The sequence below is a fragment of the Tanticharoenia sakaeratensis NBRC 103193 genome (genome assembly GCF_000963885.1).
GTDB lineage: Bacteria > Pseudomonadota > Alphaproteobacteria > Acetobacterales > Acetobacteraceae > Tanticharoenia > Tanticharoenia sakaeratensis.
Genome location: NZ_BALE01000002.1, coordinates 56,192 through 74,662 on the forward strand (window position 1 = coordinate 56,192; position 18,471 = coordinate 74,662).

The window sequence follows — 18,471 nt, forward strand, 5'->3', positions numbered from 1 at the left end:
CGGCTGAAAAAATTCCGAGAGACATGCGCACACCAACGCCCCTGCGTCGCCACAACCGCATCCTCCATCTGCGCCGGTCCGCCCGTGCGACGACGACACAATGGCGACGCTCCCTGACGGTCTGGGCCGGCGCGGTGCTGGTCGGGGTGGTGGCGGTAGTCTTCGCGGTAGCGGCCGACTGGGCTGCGCGAACGCGCCTGCGCCTGGTCCACTGGGATCCCTACGTCATGTTGCTTGTACTGCCGGCGGGCCTTGCGGCCTCCACCTGGCTGACCCGCAATTTCTTTCGCGGGGCACAGGGCAGCGGTATCCCGCAGACGATCGCAACCCTGCATATCGAGAACTTTGCGATCGTCGATCGTGTGCTCGCGCTCAAGGTCGCCTTCGGCAAGGTCCTGCTGACGACATTCGGCCTGCTGTGCGGCGCCTCGATCGGCCGCGAGGGGCCGACCGTGCAGATCGGGGCCGCGATCATGCATGCGTTCTCGCGCCGCATGCGCCATGCGAACATCGCGATGCGCCGCGCAATGATCCTGGCCGGCGGGGCTGCCGGCGTCTCGGCCGCGTTCAACACGCCACTCGCCGGAATCGTGTTCGCCATCGAGGAACTCTCGCATTCCTTCGAGCAGCGCACGAGCGGCACCATGCTGACCGGCGTGGTCCTGTCAGGCGTCACGGCAATCGCACTGGTCGGCAACTACTCCTATTTCGGTCATACGGACGTCGATGTGCCGCTCGGCATCGCCTGGATCGCGGTTCCGGCCTGCGGCATCGTGGGCGGTGTCGCAGGGGGGCTGTTCTCGGCAATCCTCGTGCGTGCCTCGCGCGGGCTGCCGGGCGCGAGCGGGCGCTTCGTGATGCAGCACCCGATCGGCTTCGCGGCCCTTTGCGGTCTCGTCCTGGCCATCATCGGCGTTGCGACCCATGGCGCGACCTATGGCACCGGTTATGCACAGGCCCGCGCGATCATCGACGGGACTGAGCATTATCCGGCGTCGTTCTTCGTCCTCAAATTCGCCGCCACCATCGTGTCCTACTGTTCCGGCATCCCGGGCGGCCTGTTCGCGCCGTCATTGTCGATCGGAGCCGGCATGGGCGGCTGGATCGCGCAGTTCCTGCCGCATACGACAGCCGGCGCGGTCGTGCTTCTCGGGACGGTCGCCTATTTCTCGGCCGTGGTTCAGGCGCCGCTGACGGCCACCGTCATTGTCATGGAGATGTGCGACAACCAGCAGGTGACGCTGGCCCTGCTGGCCACCTCGTTCCTTGCGTTCGGTGTTTCGCGCACGATCTGCGCGCATCCGCTCTACGGTGCCCTGGCCGACCGCTTCCTCGAAAGTGTGGACAAACCCGTGGCGCCGGCCGAGCCGTTGCCGGAAGAAGCTGCCGCCACGGTCGAGCCGCACGTTCCGGCCTCCTGACCCACCATGCCCTGAAAAAGGTATCGCGCCTCCTCTCTTGAGGCGTTGTTACAAACCACGCACAAAGCTCCACGACGGATGGCTGCGTTACCATTCGAGACGATTCGGAGCATTCGCTTGTCCGACCTGCCTGCGCCGACTGCGCCCGCGCTCACTGTCGTGGTGCCGTGCTTCAACGAGCGCGACACGCTGGGAACGTTCCATGCCCGGCTGAGCGCCGTCATGGCGACGATCGGCCGGACATGGGATGTCGTCTATGTCGATGACGGATCGGGCGACGACACGTTCGCCGTGATGACACAGCTTCAGGCCGCGGACCCGCATGTGGCGATCGCCCGACTTTCCCGCAATTTCGGCAAGGAGATCGCGTTGACAGCCGGGCTCGACCTGTCGCGGGCCACGGAAGGCATCGTCGTGATCGATGCCGATCTGCAGGATCCGCCCGAAGTCATCGCGGACCTGGTCGCGGCCTTCACGGACGGCGTCGACACCGTCTATGCCCAGCGCCGCGCGCGCACGGGCGACAGCGTTGCCAAGCGTGTAACGGCGCATCTGTTCTATCGGGTCATGGCGCGACTGGGCGATCGGGTCGCAATGCCGCCCGACACCGGCGATTTCCGCCTGATCTCCAGACGCGCGCTGAATGCGCTCCTGCAACTGCGCGAGCGGCACCGGTTCATGAAGGGGTTGTTTGCCTGGGTCGGCTTTCCTGCCGTGGCGGTGCTGTATGACCGCGCGCCCCGCGCCGCCGGGCGCAGCAGCTTCAATTACTGGTCGCTGTGGAACTTCGCGCTCGAAGGCATCACGTCCTTCACCGTCTGGCCGCTGAAGGTCGCGACCTATCTCGGACTTCTGGTGTCGGTCCTGTCCGTCCTCTACGGCGGCAAGATCGTGTTCGGCACGCTGCTGTTCGGCAACCCGGTGCCGGGATACCCGAGCCTGATGAGCGTCATTCTGTTCCTGGGTGGCATCCAGCTGATGACGCTCGGGCTGATCGGCGAATATCTCGGCCGGATCTTCAACGAAACCAAGAACCGCCCGCTCTACATCCTGCGGGACGCAATTCCCTCGCGGATCGATCCGGCCGCCTGACAGATCAGGCTTTCAGGCCCCTTTCGGCACGACCCGGATCGCACGCACCCGCAGGCCCAGCAGGCGGGTATCGGGACCAACTCCATAATCTCGCGGCCGTCGCGCATTCAGCACCCGCAGGCTCAGCCGGACCGCCCCGTCGGGGCCGACCAGACCCGGCGGAACGTCCACCCGCAGCGTGGTGTTGGCGGTCGTGCCGACATGCCAGTCATCGAGATGATGGCCGTTGACCCAGACCTCCGTCAGCAGCATCGCGGCTCCACGCGGAATGAAGCCCGCCGCCTCGACGTCGATTGCAAACCCTGCCTTCGCCGTAGCCGGATCACGCAGACGCAGGACCACATCCGAGCTGTAACCCAGCGTCCAGCGGCCATCCGCGTGCTCGCTCCAGCCGCCGGGCACGAGATAGGCAAGCTCCATGCGGGAGTTGAAGTCAATCTGCGGGCGCTCGGGCAGGCGCGGTCCGGGAAGCGGCGCATCGTCGGCACACACGGCCGGCCGGATGTGACGCGGCACCCAGCACGGCAGGCCGAAGACCGTGTTCATGCGCATGACCCGTGGCGTCACGCTGGGATCGGCCACGAGCGCTCCAGAGAAATGCACGGTGCTAGGCGTGTGCGGCAGGGGCCGGAGCGGCGTGAGCATCCCGCCGCCTGCGAGAATGAACACGCGGAAATCACTGAAATGATGAAGCGTACGCCCATCCGCCGTCAACGTATGCGGGCCGAAATAGAGTTCGTGCGCAGGACCGTCGACCGGCATCAGCAGGACGTCGCGCATGGAGGACAGCCCGCCCGGCACGACGATCTCATGGCTTGCCGGATCGAGGATCGGCGTCTTGTCGGGTGACAGCGCCACCGGCGACAACTGGGCGCGCCAGCATGTCGCCAGCACCGTGACGGCAACACCGATCAACCCTGCCTGCAACCATAGCCCGCGCAGCGGACGCGCAGGCGCCGACAGCCATGTCCCGATGAACGCGAGCCCGAGCCGCGCATAGATCGCGGCGTAGAGACCGAGCAGCGGCATGGTCCACTGGAAGTAATGGTAGTTGTGGTAGAACCACAGGCCAGTCGGGTGCAGATCGCGATAGGACAGGTAAAGCGCCCAGTGCAGCGCGACCGCCGCGATCAGCATGACATGGACGCGACGGCGCGGGCCCTCGATCCGCCCCTTGAGGGCCAGGAACAGCACGGCGGCGACGCCCGCGAACGCGAACGGCAGCCACCAGTAGACCTCGATCAGCCCGACACCGACGGAGAACATGGGACGCGGATCGGCGACGAGTGTCACCCAGTGCAACGGGATGAGGCGCCATTCGAAACCGGTCTGCTTCGACATGGCCATGTAGCCGCTCGGATGCAGGCCCCAGATGGCAATGTGGATCAGCAACGCCACCGCGATTGCCGGCACGAAGCCCGCCGCACACCATACCGCGCGCCGGACCAGCCCCCGCAGTGCCGTCGCCCGATCGCGCGTCCAGTCACCGATCGGGCCCGCCGCGATCAGGGCCGCCGCAGGCAGGAGCGCCAGATCATCGCTCGGCCGGATCGCCGGCATCAGACCGAAGGCCACGCCGAAGCCGATCATGCCCCACCGGCCTTGGGTCGTGCCACTGACGGCCGTGATCGCGCCCAGCAGACCGAGCAGGATCAGCGGGCTGGCGAGGTCCGTGTTCCATGGCTCGATCCAGGTCTCGAGTTGGGTCGCGGCACCGATCGTCACGAGAAGGAAGATTGCCGCACCCGCGATGGCCGAAAAGCCGATCGCCCGTGCAATGCGCACGGTCAGCCAGAATGCGCACAAAAGACCGGCGAGATTGGGCAGGAAGAAGGGATGCCGGACGGTGACAAAGCTGAACGCCGTGCCGATCAGGGCATAGAGCGGCGGATACCACTGATGCGTGCTCCCGAAATCGCCGGCACGGAAGGCCATCAGGGCCTCGAGCGTCTTGGACTGATCGTACCAGGCCCACCATCCGTGATCCGGAACGAGATCGTTCGGCTGTGTGGGCTGACGGCGGAAAGCGTGGCGAAACGCCAGCACGAGCAGGAGCAGCCCTATGGGCGTGACGCCGAACGCCGCCCATCGCGACAGGCGCGCACGCGGAGCCGCCGTCCTGACCACGAGCGCATCGCGCAGGGCCCGGGCCGCGTCCCGGATGGCAGGTGTCGAGGTCGGGGAAGCGGTTTCGGGCTCGAGCGGACGGTGGGTATCGATAATGCTCAAGGCCGTGGCGCTTCCCGGGTCAGATATGGCAAGCGCCTTCCCTCTCATGCGCGCCGGTCGCTGCCAAGGGCCCGCTCCCGCCATGGCCAGGGATGGGCATGGTTGCATCGGACGGCGATTACGGTGGTAAGACACCTCGGTGCCGATACAATTCCGTTCCCAGACCGCGCGCCGCCGTGCCGGTGGCTTCCTTTCAGCAAGCATGACCGCAGGCCGCGTCCCGGCTTACGGTCTTGCGGCCCTGCTGGGGCTGACGCTGGCGCTATGGTGCTTTCCATGGCCGATGCTGCTCGGCTGCTGGCCGCGCTTCCTGCCGCAGGATCTCGACGATCCGCTGCAGCACATGGTCGGGCAGCGATACTTCTTCAACATGCCCTGGCATTGGCCCCTGCTGCGGGCCGACCGGCTCGACGCGCCGGACGGGACGAGCATCGCCTTCACCGACAGCGCGCCCCTCGAGGCGATCGTGCTCAAGCTCGTTCACGGTATCTGGCCGGTCGAGCAGGGCATCACGCTGTATCAGGCCCTCTCGTGGATCCTGCAGCCGGTCGCATGCGTGTTCGCCCTGCGCGGCCTGCGCGCGCACAGCGGCGCGGTGGCGATCGCAGGCGCCATCTTTGCCCTGTCGATGCCGACCTGGCTGATCCGTCTTTGGCACACGGCGCTCGCGGGACACTTCGTGCTGCTGTTCGCGCTCGGCTTCTATTTCCGGGCAACCGACACGACAGCCGCCCCCGCCCATCGGCGGCGCGGGCTCTGGTGGCTGGCGGCGATGACGCCGGTATCGCTCCTGCTTCACCCTTACCTCGCGGCAATGGTCGGCCTGATCCTGGCGGCCTGTGCACTGACCCGCGTCATCGGGCGCAATGCCGACGCGCTCGAAGGCGTCGGTGCCGTCGCGGCGGGCGGGGCCGGCATGGTGGGTCTGGGCTGGATCTTCGCCTATTTCGGGCAGGGCGTATCAGGCGGATACGGCAGCTATTCGATGAATGCCCTGTCGCCGTTCTGGCCGGCACAGTCCTTCTTCATGCCCTGGGTGACATCGGCCCAGATCGACGCGACCGGCGCATCGGCCTTCGAAGGCTACCAGTATCTCGGCGCCGGTCTGATCGCCCTGATGGTCGCGGTCTTCGCGAGCCGCGCCGGGCGCGCCGCATGTCTTGCGGGGCTCAGGCGACATGCGGGTCTGGTCGTGATCTGCATCGCGGCCACTCTCTTTGCGCTGTCGAACCAGGCCTTTGCCGGGCATGTGCGCCTGTGGGGGACGAACTGGGTGCCGCCGCTGGCGGGCCAGCTCCGCTCGAACGGGCGGCTTTTCTGGATCCCGGCCTACAGCATTCTGCTCGGCCTGATCGCCGTCTGCCCGGTCGCCTGGCCACGTGCCGCGGGTACGATCCTGCTGGCCTGCGCAGGTCTGCAGTTTGTCGATTCGATCCCGCTGCGCGCTGTCGATTCCTCGTCCGAACGGCGGATGATGAATGCGCCCTATCCCGAGCAGATCGCGCTCGGCAGGATCATGGATCACTACACGATGCTGATGGCCGAGCCGCGGCAGGAATGCACGGCCTGGATCAAACCCTCCCTCATGATGCCGCTCGCGCTTGCGGCCCAGCGCGGCATGACGACCAACACGATGTATGCCGCACGCTATCCGGCGACCCTGCGTTGCCCGGAGGCGCGAACCACCAGCACGCCCCTGCCGCCGAATGGCCTCGGCATCACGCCGGGTTTCAGCAGGCCCTGGATGGTGACATGGCGTCGGAGCGGCGCGCGCTGCGGGCGTCTCGGCGACTACATGGTCTGCGGCCGCCAGAACGATCCCCTGATCGGCGCCCTACCGCAATACGACCTGCCGGAAATGCCGATCGGCCAGAGCTTGCCGACCAGCCAGAACGGTCAGGGCGCGCTCTGGCTCGGCCCTGGCTGGGCGACGCCCGAGGGTTGGGGTGCCTGGAGCCTGGGGCATAATGCGCAGCTTGCCCTCCGCCCGCCGGAAGGCCTGCGGCATATCGTGCTCACAGTCCGCCTTCATGCGGCCGGACCGGAGAGCGGCATCAAGCCGGTCGATCTCATCGTCGGCGGCACGGTGGTCGCGCACTGGATGGTCCCGGGGCACGACGTCACGTTCAGCGCGCCCATCGACCTGCCCGAGACCCCGACGCCGATTGTTGCCGTTTCGTTGCGAATCCCCGATCTTATGCAGCCGCCCGGTGACTCCCGATGGATCGGGGTGGGCCTGAGTTCGATAAGGATTGACCAACAGTGACCGACGCGCCGCTGCCGGCCCACCAGCACGGAACATGCCTGAACTGCCAGACACTGCTCGCAGGCCCGTTCTGTCACGCCTGCGGGCAGCATGTGCTTCATGCACCGCGTTCCCTGCCGGAGCTGGGGGCGGAAGTTCTCGAGATGCTCACGCACGCGGACGGAAAGTTCGTCCGCACGATGCGCCGGCTCGCCTTCGCCCCCGCGCAGCTGACGCGCGACTACATCGAAGGCCGTCGGGCATCCGAGATCCCGCCCGTCCGGATGTTCTTCGTCTCGCTGCTGATCATCTTCACGCTGTCATCCTTCACGGGCCCCATGAACGTCGCGGTGGCGGTCAACGACGAAGCCAAGACGGCCGGAGCGGATACGCATGACCACGACGAGATCACGCATGCCCTTGCGAAGCTCACCTGGGCGGGTCACCCGCGCGTGACAGCATGGCTTCGCGCGCATGTCGGCTCTGCAGTCGATGACCCGCGCGAGGTCGAGCACGTCATGGGAGAATGGGCGGAGCGTCTCGTCCTGCTGCTCCTGCCGATCACGGCGTGCGTCCTGTGGCTTCTCCACGCCGTGCCGCGTCCGGTTCCGTTGTTCGATCACGCCATCTTCGCACTGCACTCCCTGACGGTCGCGATCCTAGCGCTCACGATCCTCACACTGGTCCGGACCGTTCTGCCGGACGGCGCGGAAGGACTGGCGATCCTGGCCTTTGCGGGTCTTATGGCCACGCATCTGTTCGTGCACATGAGAGGCTTCTATCGCGCCGGCGTCGTTGCCACCCTCGTGCGGATGGTGCTGCTCGCCGTCGTGACCGCAGTTGTCTGTCTGGGCCTGATCATGCTGCTGACCCTGATCGGTCTGCAGCTCGGCGCCGATTAGTTCCGATCACAATCATTCAAATAGATATGAACTTCGTGGGCATGGTGCGTTCCCTCGTCACGAGGCGGCGCCCGGCCTAGATTGCGCCGCTTCCGAACTGCAACTTCGCGGATACGCGCCACCATGACCGACCTCAACAGCGCTGCCCTTTCCCATCTGCCGCCACAGCTCAGCTGGGCCGGCTACGACCGGGACCACCTGACGCCGGGCGTCGTTCATCTCAGCGTCGGCAACTTCCATCGCGCGCATCAGGCCTGGTATCTCAACCAGGTCCTCGCGCAGCCGGGACACGAAGGCTGGGCGATCTGCGGCGTTGGCCTGATGGATACGCCGGCCGAGCGCTTCAAGGCGCGTGCGTTCCCCGAACAGGACGGGCTCTACACCCTGAGCCGGTTCTCGCCCAACGGCGCGGCGACCCATGAAGTCATCGGTGCCATGACCGAATATCTCTATGCGCCCGAGCAGATGGAAGCCGTGCTGGAGCGGATGGCCGCGCCCACGACCCGCATCGTCTCCCTGACCATCACCGAGGGCGGCTACAACCATGCTCCGGGGACCGGCAACTACAATCTCGAGGCACCGGTCACGCAGCAGGAACTGGCCGATCCCGCGCATCCGCTGTCGGCATTCGGCTTCATCGTGGAGGCCCTGCGGCGGCGACAGGCTGCCGGCACGCCGCCGTTCACGGTGCTGAGCTGCGACAATCTCCGCCATAACGGGCGCGTCGCGCGCGATGCCGTGCTGACCCACGCCCGCGCGCTCGATCCGGCGCTCGCGGACTGGATTGCCAGCACCACGACGTTCCCGAACGGCATGGTGGACCGCATCACGCCGGGCGTCCCGCCGGAAGAGGTGGCCCGGCTCGATGCCATGACGGGGATCGACGACAAGCTGCCGGTCATCGCCGAGGATTTCGGACAGTGGGTGATCGAGGATCGCTTCTGCAACGGCCGTCCATCGCTGGAGGAAGTCGGCGTGCAGATGGTGGGCGACGTCCATCCATATGAGCTTGCCAAGGTTCGCATGCTCAACGCATCGCACTCGATGCTCGCCTATCCCGGCCTGCTGGCGGGGCTGGAAACGGTCTCGGAGGCGCTGCAGCAGCCTGAGATCCGCGCGTTGCTGGAGCAGTTCCTGGACCGCGACGTCATTCCGACACTGCAGGCTCCGGCCGGCATGGATCTCGAGACCTACAAGCAGGTCCTGCTGGCGCGATTCGCCAACCCGACGGTCGGCGATCAGCTTTCGCGTATCACCGGAGACGGCGGCAGCAAGCTGCCGACATTCCTGGGCCCGACCGTCGCCCATGCCCTGCATCGCGGCACCGACACGCGCCGACTCGCCTTCGGTATTGCCTGTTTTGCCCGCTATCTTCTCGGGATCGACGACAAGGGCCGCCATTTCACGCCGTTCGAGCCGCAGCTCTCCGAGGAGCAGATCGCCCTGACGCGGGAGGCGGACCTTTCGGCGGTACTGCGCATGAGCATGTTCCACGATTTCGGCCTTGGAACGGGCGATCACGACTTCATCGAGCAGGTCGTGGCGTTCCGCCTGGACCTGCGCAAGCGCGGCGCGATGGCCGTGTTGCACGATCTCGTCGCTTCTGAGTAATTCCTATCACCTTGGTGTGACAGCTTCACACGGAGCGGTGACTTGTCGCGCACCCGATAGGTGACGAAGATGACATCCATGTAATCTGACATGGTTCGGGTCATGGATGTTGTCATAGGAATCGATGTCGGAACGGGAAGCGCCCGGGTCGGTGTCTTCTCGATCGACGGGCGCAAGGTGGCGACCGCGGTCCTGTCGACCAGAACCTGGCGACCGAAAGCCGATTTTGCCCAGCAATCCACTGCGGACATCTGGTCGGCTGTCTGCCGGGGCGTGCGTGAGGCCATGGTCCATGTGCCGGACGCGCGCGTGTGCGGCATCGGCTTCGACGCGACCTGCTCGCTTGCGGTCGTCGGCCCCGGCGGCGCCCCGCTGTCCGTCGATCCCGACGGCGCTGCGGAACAGGATGTCATCCTCTGGGCCGATCATCGGGCCGTTGCCGAGGCTGACGAGATCAATGCCGGTGGCTACGACGTCCTGCGCTACGTCGGGGGCGTCATCTCCCCTGAGATGGAGACGCCGAAGCTGCTCTGGCTGTCGCGGCACATGCCGGACGTCTTCGCGCAGGCCGAGCGGTTTTTCGATCTGCCGGACTACCTGACCTGGCGCGCCACGGGCTCGGATGCCCGCTCCTGCTGTTCAACCACCTGCAAATGGACCTATCTCGCGCACGAGCAGCGCTGGGACGACGATTTCTTCCGCAAGATCGGTCTGGGCGTGCTCGTCGACGAGGGGTTCCGCCGGATCGGCACGGATATCCGTGCGCTGGGCGGCCATGTCGGGCGGGGCCTAAGTGCCCGCGCGGCGGAAGAGATGGGCCTGCCGGAAGGCACGCCGGTCGGCGTGTCCGCGATCGACGCCCATGCCGGCGGCATCGCACTGCTTGGCGCCGTCCATTCAGGCGACCTGACCAACGACGATACGGCCCTGAACCGCAGCATCGCGCTGATCTGCGGCACGTCGAGCTGCCACATGGCCGTCTCGCGCAATCCGCGTTTCGTGCGTGGCGTCTGGGGCCCCTATTCCGGCGCCATGGTGCCGGACATGTGGCTGAATGAGGCCGGCCAATCCGCAACCGGCGCACTTATCGACTTCATCGTCGACAGTCATCCCGCGGCAGCCGCCCTTCGCGCCGAGACCGGGGACATCTATCGTGCACTGAACGCGCAGGTCGAAGCGCTCGAAGCCGGCGCCATCGCCGGAACGTCATCGCGGAACCTGCATGTCCAGCCGGATTTTTTCGGCAATCGCTCGCCTTATGCCGACCCGACGGCACGCGGCGCCGTCGTGGGCCTGCCGCTGTCGGCAACAGTGGACGATCTGGCACGCCTGTATCTGGCAACGATCCAGGGCCTCGCTTATGGCACGCGGGACATTCTCGATGTCCTCAACCGCGAAGGCTATGACATCCGGACCATCTCGGCGACGGGCGGATTGACGAAAAACCCGCTCTACCTGCGCGAACATGCAAACGCCACGGGCTGTGCGATCATCCTGCCCAGGGAGCCGGATGCCGTTCTGCTGGGCGCCGCCATTCTGGGCGCCATGGCCGCCAAGATCTACCCGTCCCTGGGCGTTGCCATGGCGCGGATGAGCCATGCCGGAGACACCATCCGGCCTGACGAGAAGGCTCATGCGTTCCATCGGGCGAAGATGGCCGTCTTTCGCGACCTGCATCGCGACCAGCTGCGCTACCGCGAAATGATGAACAGCGCCGCGCGGGGCGCCGACATCCGGGAGGCCGAACGACATCCGAGCGGATGATCCCCGGAACACGCCTCGTCTTTTCACGACCAGACCTACTGCCCATCGGCTGACGCCATCAAGGACTGCCCTTATGCCTGCTTTCGTTTCGGACGCGAACAAGTCTCGCTTTCGCCTCTTCACGCTCGCGACCCTCGCCGCGTCCACAGCCCTCGGGAGCGCCGCCGCCCGGGCCGACACCACGCTGACGGTCGCCACGGTCAACAACGGTGACATGATCATCATGCAACAGTTAACGCCGGAGTTCGAAAAGACCCATCCCGGCATCCACATCCGCTGGGTCACGCTGGAAGAGAACGTCCTGCGGCAGCGCGTGACGACCGACATCGCCACCAGCGCCGGTCAGTTCGACGTCATGACGATCGGCAACTATGAAGTGCCGATCTGGGCCAAGCAGAAATGGCTGACGCAGATCACGCCCGATGCGGCCTATGATGTGTCGGATATCCTGCCGCCGGTCCGCGAAGGCATCAGCGTCGACCAGAAGATCTATGCGCTGCCGTTCTATGCGGAAAGCGTCATGACTTATTACCGCACCGACCTGTTCAAGAAGGCCGGGATCACGATGGCGTCGCAGCCCACCTACGATGAAATCCGTCAATATGCCGACAAGATCACGGACAAATCGAACCAGATCTACGGGCTCTGCCTGCGCGGCAAGCCGGGCTGGGGCGAGAACATGGCCTATCTGACCTCGCTCGTGAATACGTTCGGCGGTCAGTGGTTCGGACAGGGCTGGAAGGCGACGGTCGATACGGCGCCTTGGAAGGCCGCCGTGAACTGGTACGTCTCGGGCCTGAAGGAAGACGGCCCTCCGGGCGCGACCTCCAACGGTTTCAATGAAAACCTTGCCCTTTTCGCAAGTGGTCATTGTGGCATGTGGATCGATTCCACCGTGGCGGGCGGCCTCCTGTTCGATCCGAAACAGTCGAAGGTCGCAAGCGAAGTCGGGTTCGCGCCGAGCCCCAAGGGCCCGTACGGCAAGGGACCGACCTGGCTGTGGAGCTGGAACCTCGCCATTCCGGCAAGCTCCAAACACCAGGCCGAAGCTCAGGCATTCGTCACCTGGGCCACGTCGAAGGAATACGTGCAGCTCGTGGCGCAGCAGAAGGGCTGGGTTGCCGTGCCTGCTGGCACCCGCGCTTCGACCTATGCGAACCCGGCCTACCAGAAGGCGGCGCCGTTCGCGTCGTTCGTCATGAACGCGATCAACACCGCCGATCCGAACGGACAGACCGCCAACCCGCGTCCCTATACCGGTGCGCAGTTCGTCGGCATTCCGCAGTTCCAGGCGATCGGAACCCAGGTCGGCCAGATCGTGGCGGCGGCCCTGTCCGGCCAGACGACGGTCGATCAGGCCCTGAAATCCGCGCAGTCGTCGGTCACCCGCACGGCCCGGCAGACGCATCTCGGAGGCTGAGGAGACTGTCATGACGACCGCTGCCAGAACTGGACGCGTCGATCGGGCCGGACTTGCGATGCTGTCTCCAGCGGTCGTGATCCTGCTCATCTGGTCGATCGTCCCGCTGGTCATGACGCTGTGGTATTCGTTCAGGAACTACAACCTGGTCGATCCCACGCTGCATGGCTTCGCGGGCATCGACAATTATCGCTACCTCCTGACCGATCCCGATTTCATCACGTCCCTGATCAACACGCTGGTCCTCGTCGCTGGCGTGCTGTTCGTCAGCGTCGGGATCGGCACGCTGCTGGCCGTGCTCTACGATCAGGAATTCTTCGGTCGCGGCATCGCGCGGGTTCTCGTGATCTCGCCTTTCTTCGTGATGCCGACCGTTGCCGCCCTCGTCTGGAAGAACCTGATGCTGCACCCGATCTACGGGGTGTATTCATCGATGATGCGCGCGGTCGGCCTGACACCTGTCGACTGGCTACAGCAATTCCCCATGGCGACGGTGATGATGATCGTGGCCTGGGAATGGCTGCCCTTCTCCGTCCTCATCCTGCTGACGGCCGTGCAGTCGCTCGATAGCGAGCAGAAGGAAGCCGCCCGCATGGACGGCGCGGGCCCGGTTGCCCGGTTCCGCTACATCATCGTGCCGCATCTGGCGCGGGCGATCACGGTCGTCATCATGATCGAGACGATCTATCTGCTCACGATCTTTGCGGAAATCTCGGTCACGACGGCCGGCGGCCCGGGTGTCGCATCCACCAACCTCGCGTTCCTGATCTATGCCCGTGCACTCCTGCAGTTCGACGTGGGCGGCGCATCGGCAGGCGGCATGGCGGCTATCGTCATCGCCAATATCGTCGCCGTGTTCCTCGTGCGTGCTGTAGCGCGCAATCTGGAGGTGTGAGATGGCCATCAAGCGCCCGAAATCCCACACTTTTGCCATCGGCCTCCTGGGCTGGGCCATTGCGTGCTGGGTGTTTTTCCCGATCGCCTGGATGGCGCTGACAAGCTTCAAGACGGAAGTCGATGCGATCGCGACACCGCCGCAATTCATCTTCCGTCCGTCGCTTGCGAGCTATCATGAGGTCTTCGCCCGCGCCAATTACTGGCACTTTACGCTCAATACCGTAGCGATCTCGCTCGGCGCCACGATCGTGGCCCTCGCCCTGTCGGTTCCCGCGGCCTATGCGATGGCCTTCATCCCCTCGCAGCGGACGCGCGGCACCCTGCTGTGGATGCTCTCCACACGCATGCTGCCGCCGGTGGGCGTGCTCGTCCCGATCTACCTGCTGGCGCGCAATACGCATCTGCTCGACACGCTGACGGGTCTTGGCATCGTCGACATGCTGACGAACCTTCCGATCATCGTTTGGATGCTGTTCACGTTCTTTCGCGAAGTGCCGGCGCCGATCCTCGAGGCCGGCCGCATGGATGGCGCCTCGCGCTGGCAGGAAATGACGCTGGTTCTCCTGCCGCTCGCCCTGCCCGGCATTGCCTCCACGGCGCTGCTGTCGATCATCCTGTGCTGGAACGAGTCCTTCTGGTCGCTGAACCTGACATCGTCGCAGGCAGCTCCGCTGGCCGCGTTCATTGCGTCGTTCTCGTCTCCCGAGGGCCTGTTCTTCGGCAAGCTCTCGGCCGCGTCCACCCTTGCCGTCGCTCCGATCCTCGTCTTCGGCTGGTTCAGCCAGAAGCAGCTCGTCCGCGGACTCACGTTCGGTGCCGTGAAATGACCGCCGCCTACCCTTGTCCTACACTCAAGACGCTCTGGAGCCGCTAGATGGCGACTGTTGAATTGCGGGACATCCGCAAGACATATCTGAAAGACGAGATCATCAAGGGGGTCTCGCTCACCATCGAGGACCGCGAGTTCGTGGTGTTCGTCGGTCCGTCGGGATGCGGCAAGTCGACACTGCTGCGGATGATCGCGGGACTTGAGGACATCACGGCGGGCGACCTGCTGATCGACGGCCGGCGGGTCAACGATGTCGAGCCGGCGAAGCGCGGGCTGGCCATGGTGTTCCAGTCCTACGCGCTCTACCCGCACATGGACGTCTACAAGAACATGGAGTTCGGCCTGAAGCTCGCAGGCATGCCCGCCAGCGAGCGATCGGCGAAAATACGCGACGTCGCCAGGATCCTTCAGCTCGAGCCCTATCTGCACCACAAGCCGGGTCAGCTCTCGGGCGGACAGCGCCAGCGTGTCGCGATCGGCCGCGCCATCGTGCGCAATCCGAAGGTCTTCCTGTTCGACGAGCCCTTGTCGAATCTCGATGCCGCCCTGCGCGGCCAGATGCGCGTCGAACTTGCAACACTGCACCGGCGCCTGAACGCAACCACCATCTACGTCACCCACGATCAGGTCGAGGCCATGACGATGGCCGACAAGATCGTGGTGCTTCAGGGCGGCGTCGTGGAACAGGTCGGCTCGCCGCTCGAGCTCTATCACCACCCGCGCAACCTGTTCGTCGCAAAATTCATCGGGTCTCCGCCGATGAATTTCATTCCGGTCGTCGTGGAGACGTCATCGACCGAGAGCGTGACCGTGCGGTTGCCTGACGAGACATTTCTGGATGTTCCCGTCGACGGCTCGAACACGCCTGCCGGAACGGCCCTGACACTCGGCATCCGGCCGGAACATGTGGCGCTCGACGAGCCGGGTCTCGCAGGACAGGTCGAGATCGTCGAACGCCTTGGGGCTGCGACGCTGTTCCACATTCGCCTGCGCGATGGCCAGCTTCTTGTCGCGCAGAGCGATGGTGCGGCGGACCACCCGCTGGATTCCGGCGTGTCCGTTGGCCTGCCGCCACGCCACTGCCATCTGTTCGGCGCTGACGGCCTGGCTCTCGCAGCCCACGCCCGCCACCCTCTCCTCGCCTGATTCCGGATCATTCAAGGACCTGACGTCAATGTATATGGAAAAACTCCGTCTCGACGGGCGCCGCGCCGTGATCACGGGCGGGGCGCAGAATATCGGCCTCGCCAGCGCAACCGCGCTTGCGGAAGCCGGCGCGCATGTCGTGCTCGCGGATCTCGATGAGGCGCTCGCCGAAAAAGCGGCGGCCGAACTTCGGGCGCAGGGCTTCCAGGCGTCCAGCGTGGTGCTGGATGTGACCAGCAGCGAAAGCGTGGATCGCGCTGTCGAGACACTCGACAGTTCGGGACGCACGCCGCAGATCCTCGTCTGCAGCGCCGGCATCTGCATCTCCGAAGTCCCGGCCGAGGAAATGACGGAATCGCAGTGGACGCGGCAGATCGACATCAACCTCAACGGCATGTTCCGCTGCTGCCAGGCATTCGGCCGGGACATGATCGCCCACAAACGCGGCGCGATCGTGGCCATCGGGTCGATGTCGGGTCTGATCGTCAACCGTCCGCAGCAGCAGGCGGCCTACAACGCATCCAAGGCCGGCGTTCATCAGTATATCCGTTCGCTTGCGGCGGAGTGGGCCCCGCACAACATCCGCGCGAACGTCGTCGCACCGACCTATATCGACACGACGCTGACGCGCTTCGGCATGGCCAAGCCGGCCCTCTACGATGCCTGGATCGCCGGCACGCCGATGGGGCGCGTCGGACAGCCGGATGAGGTGGCATCCGTCGTTCAGTTCCTCGCATCCGATGCCGCGAGCCTCATGACGGGCGCCGTCGTCAACGTCGATGCCGGTTTCACCGTCTGGTAAGCTCTGTTTCACTTCCGGGCGTTCATGATAGTTCTGGATTCATGTCCGACATGAACGCCCTCCTCGACCCCGCCCGCTTTGCCGACCTGACAACACGCGCCGCCCGTGACCCGGAAACCTTCTGGTCCGACGAGGCACGGCGCCTGGAGTGGATCGCGCCGCCCAGCCATGCCCGCAATGGACGCGGCTGGTTTTCCGACGGGCTGCTGAATGCCTCCGCCAACTGCCTTGACCGGCATCTCGCAACGCGTGGCGACAAGGTTGCCCTGATCTTCCAGGGCGAAGACGAAGACACGGTCCTGCGCCTGACCTATCGCGATCTTCATGCGCAGGTCTGCCGGATGGCGAATGTCCTGCGCGACCACGGCGTGGGCAAGGGCGATCGGGTCGCCATCCACCTGCCATCGGTTCCCGAAGGCGTCATCGCCATGCTGGCCTGCGCGCGCATCGGGGCAATGCACGTCGTGCTGTTCGGCGGCTTCTCCGCCGAGGCGCTGGCGGACCGTCTGGCCGACAGCGGAGCCAGGCTGGTCATCACCGCCGACATGGGCCGCCGTGGCGCCAAACAGATCCCGCTGAAAGCCACGATGGATCGCGCGATTGCCCTGCGTGGCGAAAGCGTCGAGACCGTTCTGGTCGTGGCCGTGACCGGCGAGGACGCGCCCATGACGCCGGGCCGCGACCACGCGCTCACGCCCTTGCTCGAAGTCGCCTCGGCCGCGTGCACGCTGGAGCCCATGAGTGCCGACGACAACCTGTTCCTGCTCTACACGTCCGGCAGCACCGGCAAGCCCAAGGGCATGGTCCATGCCACCGGTGGTTATCTGCTCTGGGCCGCCTATACGCATGCGCTGGCGTTCGACCATCGCGAGGACGACGTGTTCTGGTGCACCGCCGACATCGGCTGGATTACCGGTCATTCGTATCTGACGTATGGACCGCTCGCCAATGGCGGCACGATCCTGATCTTCGAAGGCATGCCCTCGCACCCGCATCCGGGCCGCTGGTGGGATGTCGCGCAGAAGCATCGCGTGACCACACTCTACACCTCGCCGACCGCGATCCGTGCGCTGATGCGCGAAGGCGACGATGTGCCGGCGCGGCACGACCTCAGCGCGCTGCGGGTTCTCGGCACGGTGGGCGAGCCGATCAGCGCCGAGGCATGGACGTGGTTTTCGACCGTGATCGGCAAGGGACGCTGTCCGGTTGTCGATACGTGGTGGCAGACCGAGACGGGCGGCATCATGATCGCGCCGATCCCGGGCTCCGGCACCGCCAAGCCCGGCGCTGCCATGCGGCCGCTGCCGGGCGTTCAGCCGATCCTTCTGGACGAGCGCGCGCAGCCGATCACGGGTGCGGGCGAAGGCGTCCTGTGCATCACCAATGCCTGGCCCGGTCAGGCCCGCACGATCTGGCGTGACGATGCGCTGTTCTGCACGACGTACCTCGATCCCTACCCCGGCTATTATTTCACCGGCGACGGCGCACGACGGGACGAGGACGGCGATCTGTGGATCACGGGCCGTGTCGATGACGTCATCAACGTCTCGGGCCATCGCATCGGATCGGCGGAAATCGAGGATGCGCTGGCGGCGGAACATGTTTTCGCAGAATCCGCGGCTATCGGCATTCCGCATGACCTGAAAGGTCAGGGCATCGTGGTCTATGTCGTGCCGCGGGAGACGGCAGCCGCCGACGATGCCGAACGTGCCGAGGCGCTTGCGAAGCAGGCGATCGCGGCCGTCGGGAAGCGGGTTGGTCGCTATGCGGCACCGGAGCAGGTCTTCGTCGTGCCCGACCTGCCGAAGACGCGATCGGGCAAAATCGTCCGGCGTCTCCTGCGCAAGATCGCCTGCAACGAAACGGAAGGCCTGGGCGATCTCTCCACGCTGGCCGATCCGGAGCTCGTGCCGGCGCTGATCGCGAAAATCCTGGGCTGAACATCGAGGGTTCGACTAAAAGCACGCGATCCGGTGACTGCGCTCAGGCGCAGTCAGCAGGCATCCTGTCGAATGGCACTTCAGTTCGGGCCTAAGTGATAGCGATGTGCCCGGACCGGGCCGTCGCGGTTCTGACAGATTATGTCTGGAGCAGAGCCCCTCAGGCTTCCAGT

Annotated in this window: 13 protein-coding genes; 12 read left to right on the forward strand and 1 reads right to left on the reverse strand. The window is 65.5% G+C overall.

Translation table 11 applies throughout. The features are described 5' to 3' along the window. The first annotated feature begins 23 nt into the window (after window positions 1-23). Window positions 24-1,421, forward strand: a complete 1,398-nt coding sequence (locus tag B8446_RS00455) for a chloride channel protein (protein ID WP_048846081.1) — start codon at window positions 24-26, stop codon at window positions 1,419-1,421. A gap of 126 nt (window positions 1,422-1,547) precedes the next feature. Further along, the gene (locus B8446_RS00460; RefSeq protein WP_048846182.1) at window positions 1,548-2,513 is read left to right on the forward strand and encodes a glycosyltransferase family 2 protein; all 966 of its coding nucleotides are present in this window, start codon (window positions 1,548-1,550) and stop codon (window positions 2,511-2,513) included. A gap of 12 nt (window positions 2,514-2,525) precedes the next feature. On the opposite strand, the gene B8446_RS00465 is transcribed toward B8446_RS00460, so the two are convergent. After that, the gene (locus B8446_RS00465; protein WP_048846084.1) at window positions 2,526-4,742 is read right to left on the reverse strand and encodes a hypothetical protein; all 2,217 of its coding nucleotides are present in this window, start codon (window positions 4,740-4,742) and stop codon (window positions 2,526-2,528) included. A gap of 202 nt (window positions 4,743-4,944) precedes the next feature. Between B8446_RS00465 and B8446_RS00470 the strand changes: the two genes are divergently transcribed. The 10 genes from B8446_RS00470 (at window position 4,945) to acs (ending at window position 18,298) form a co-directional block, all read left to right on the forward strand. Next, complete coding sequence (locus B8446_RS00470; RefSeq protein ID WP_048846085.1) at window positions 4,945-7,008, forward strand: hypothetical protein; 2,064 nt, start codon at window positions 4,945-4,947, stop codon at window positions 7,006-7,008. Beyond that, window positions 7,005-7,889, forward strand: coding sequence for a DUF3667 domain-containing protein (locus tag B8446_RS00475; RefSeq protein ID WP_048846088.1), 885 nt, complete (start codon window positions 7,005-7,007; stop codon window positions 7,887-7,889). The genes B8446_RS00470 and B8446_RS00475 overlap by 4 nt, the downstream gene beginning before the upstream one ends. 123 nt (window positions 7,890-8,012) lie before the next feature. Beyond that, complete coding sequence (locus tag B8446_RS00480) at window positions 8,013-9,500, forward strand: mannitol dehydrogenase family protein (protein ID WP_048846091.1); 1,488 nt, start codon at window positions 8,013-8,015, stop codon at window positions 9,498-9,500. 102 nt (window positions 9,501-9,602) lie between these two features. Then, window positions 9,603-11,264: an FGGY-family carbohydrate kinase gene (locus tag B8446_RS00485; protein WP_084711934.1), complete on the forward strand. Its 1,662-nt coding sequence runs from the start codon at window positions 9,603-9,605 to the stop codon at window positions 11,262-11,264. Between the two features lie 73 nt (window positions 11,265-11,337). Continuing rightward, on the forward strand, window positions 11,338-12,684 hold the full coding sequence (locus B8446_RS00490; protein WP_048846094.1) for an ABC transporter substrate-binding protein: 1,347 nt from the start codon (window positions 11,338-11,340) through the stop codon (window positions 12,682-12,684). A gap of 10 nt (window positions 12,685-12,694) precedes the next feature. After that, window positions 12,695-13,579: a carbohydrate ABC transporter permease gene (locus B8446_RS00495; protein ID WP_048846096.1), complete on the forward strand. Its 885-nt coding sequence runs from the start codon at window positions 12,695-12,697 to the stop codon at window positions 13,577-13,579. Window position 13,580: 1 nt separating this feature from the next. Beyond that, window positions 13,581-14,408, forward strand: coding sequence for a carbohydrate ABC transporter permease (locus B8446_RS00500; protein WP_048846098.1), 828 nt, complete (start codon window positions 13,581-13,583; stop codon window positions 14,406-14,408). 47 nt (window positions 14,409-14,455) lie between these two features. Further along, entirely contained in the window at window positions 14,456-15,556 is a 1,101-nt protein-coding gene (locus tag B8446_RS00505; RefSeq protein WP_048846100.1) for an ABC transporter ATP-binding protein, read from the forward strand. Window positions 15,557-15,584: 28 nt separating this feature from the next. Then, window positions 15,585-16,358 carry an SDR family NAD(P)-dependent oxidoreductase gene (locus B8446_RS00510; RefSeq protein ID WP_048846102.1) on the forward strand — a complete coding sequence of 258 codons (774 nt, stop codon included), beginning with the start codon at window positions 15,585-15,587 and terminating at the stop codon, window positions 16,356-16,358. A 41-nt stretch (window positions 16,359-16,399) separates the two neighbouring features. After that, window positions 16,400-18,298: an acetate--CoA ligase gene (acs, locus tag B8446_RS00515; protein ID WP_053053584.1), complete on the forward strand. Its 1,899-nt coding sequence runs from the start codon at window positions 16,400-16,402 to the stop codon at window positions 18,296-18,298. Window positions 18,299-18,471: the final 173 nt, after the last annotated feature.

Excerpts from the sequence above, each read along its gene's own strand:
- B8446_RS00455 (WP_048846081.1), top strand. The coding sequence starts at position 24 with ATGCGCACACCAACGCCCCTGCGTCGCCACAACCGCATCCTCCATCTG.
- B8446_RS00470 (WP_048846085.1), top strand. The coding sequence starts at position 4,945 with ATGACCGCAGGCCGCGTCCCGGCTTACGGTCTTGCGGCCCTGCTGGGG.
- B8446_RS00480 (WP_048846091.1), top strand. The coding sequence starts at position 8,013 with ATGACCGACCTCAACAGCGCTGCCCTTTCCCATCTGCCGCCACAGCTC.
- B8446_RS00485 (WP_084711934.1), top strand. The coding sequence starts at position 9,603 with ATGGATGTTGTCATAGGAATCGATGTCGGAACGGGAAGCGCCCGGGTC.
- B8446_RS00490 (WP_048846094.1), top strand. The coding sequence starts at position 11,338 with ATGCCTGCTTTCGTTTCGGACGCGAACAAGTCTCGCTTTCGCCTCTTC.
- B8446_RS00495 (WP_048846096.1), top strand. The coding sequence starts at position 12,695 with ATGACGACCGCTGCCAGAACTGGACGCGTCGATCGGGCCGGACTTGCG.
- B8446_RS00500 (WP_048846098.1), top strand. The coding sequence starts at position 13,581 with ATGGCCATCAAGCGCCCGAAATCCCACACTTTTGCCATCGGCCTCCTG.
- B8446_RS00505 (WP_048846100.1), top strand. The coding sequence starts at position 14,456 with ATGGCGACTGTTGAATTGCGGGACATCCGCAAGACATATCTGAAAGAC.
- B8446_RS00510 (WP_048846102.1), top strand. The coding sequence starts at position 15,585 with ATGTATATGGAAAAACTCCGTCTCGACGGGCGCCGCGCCGTGATCACG.
- acs (WP_053053584.1), top strand. The coding sequence starts at position 16,400 with ATGTCCGACATGAACGCCCTCCTCGACCCCGCCCGCTTTGCCGACCTG.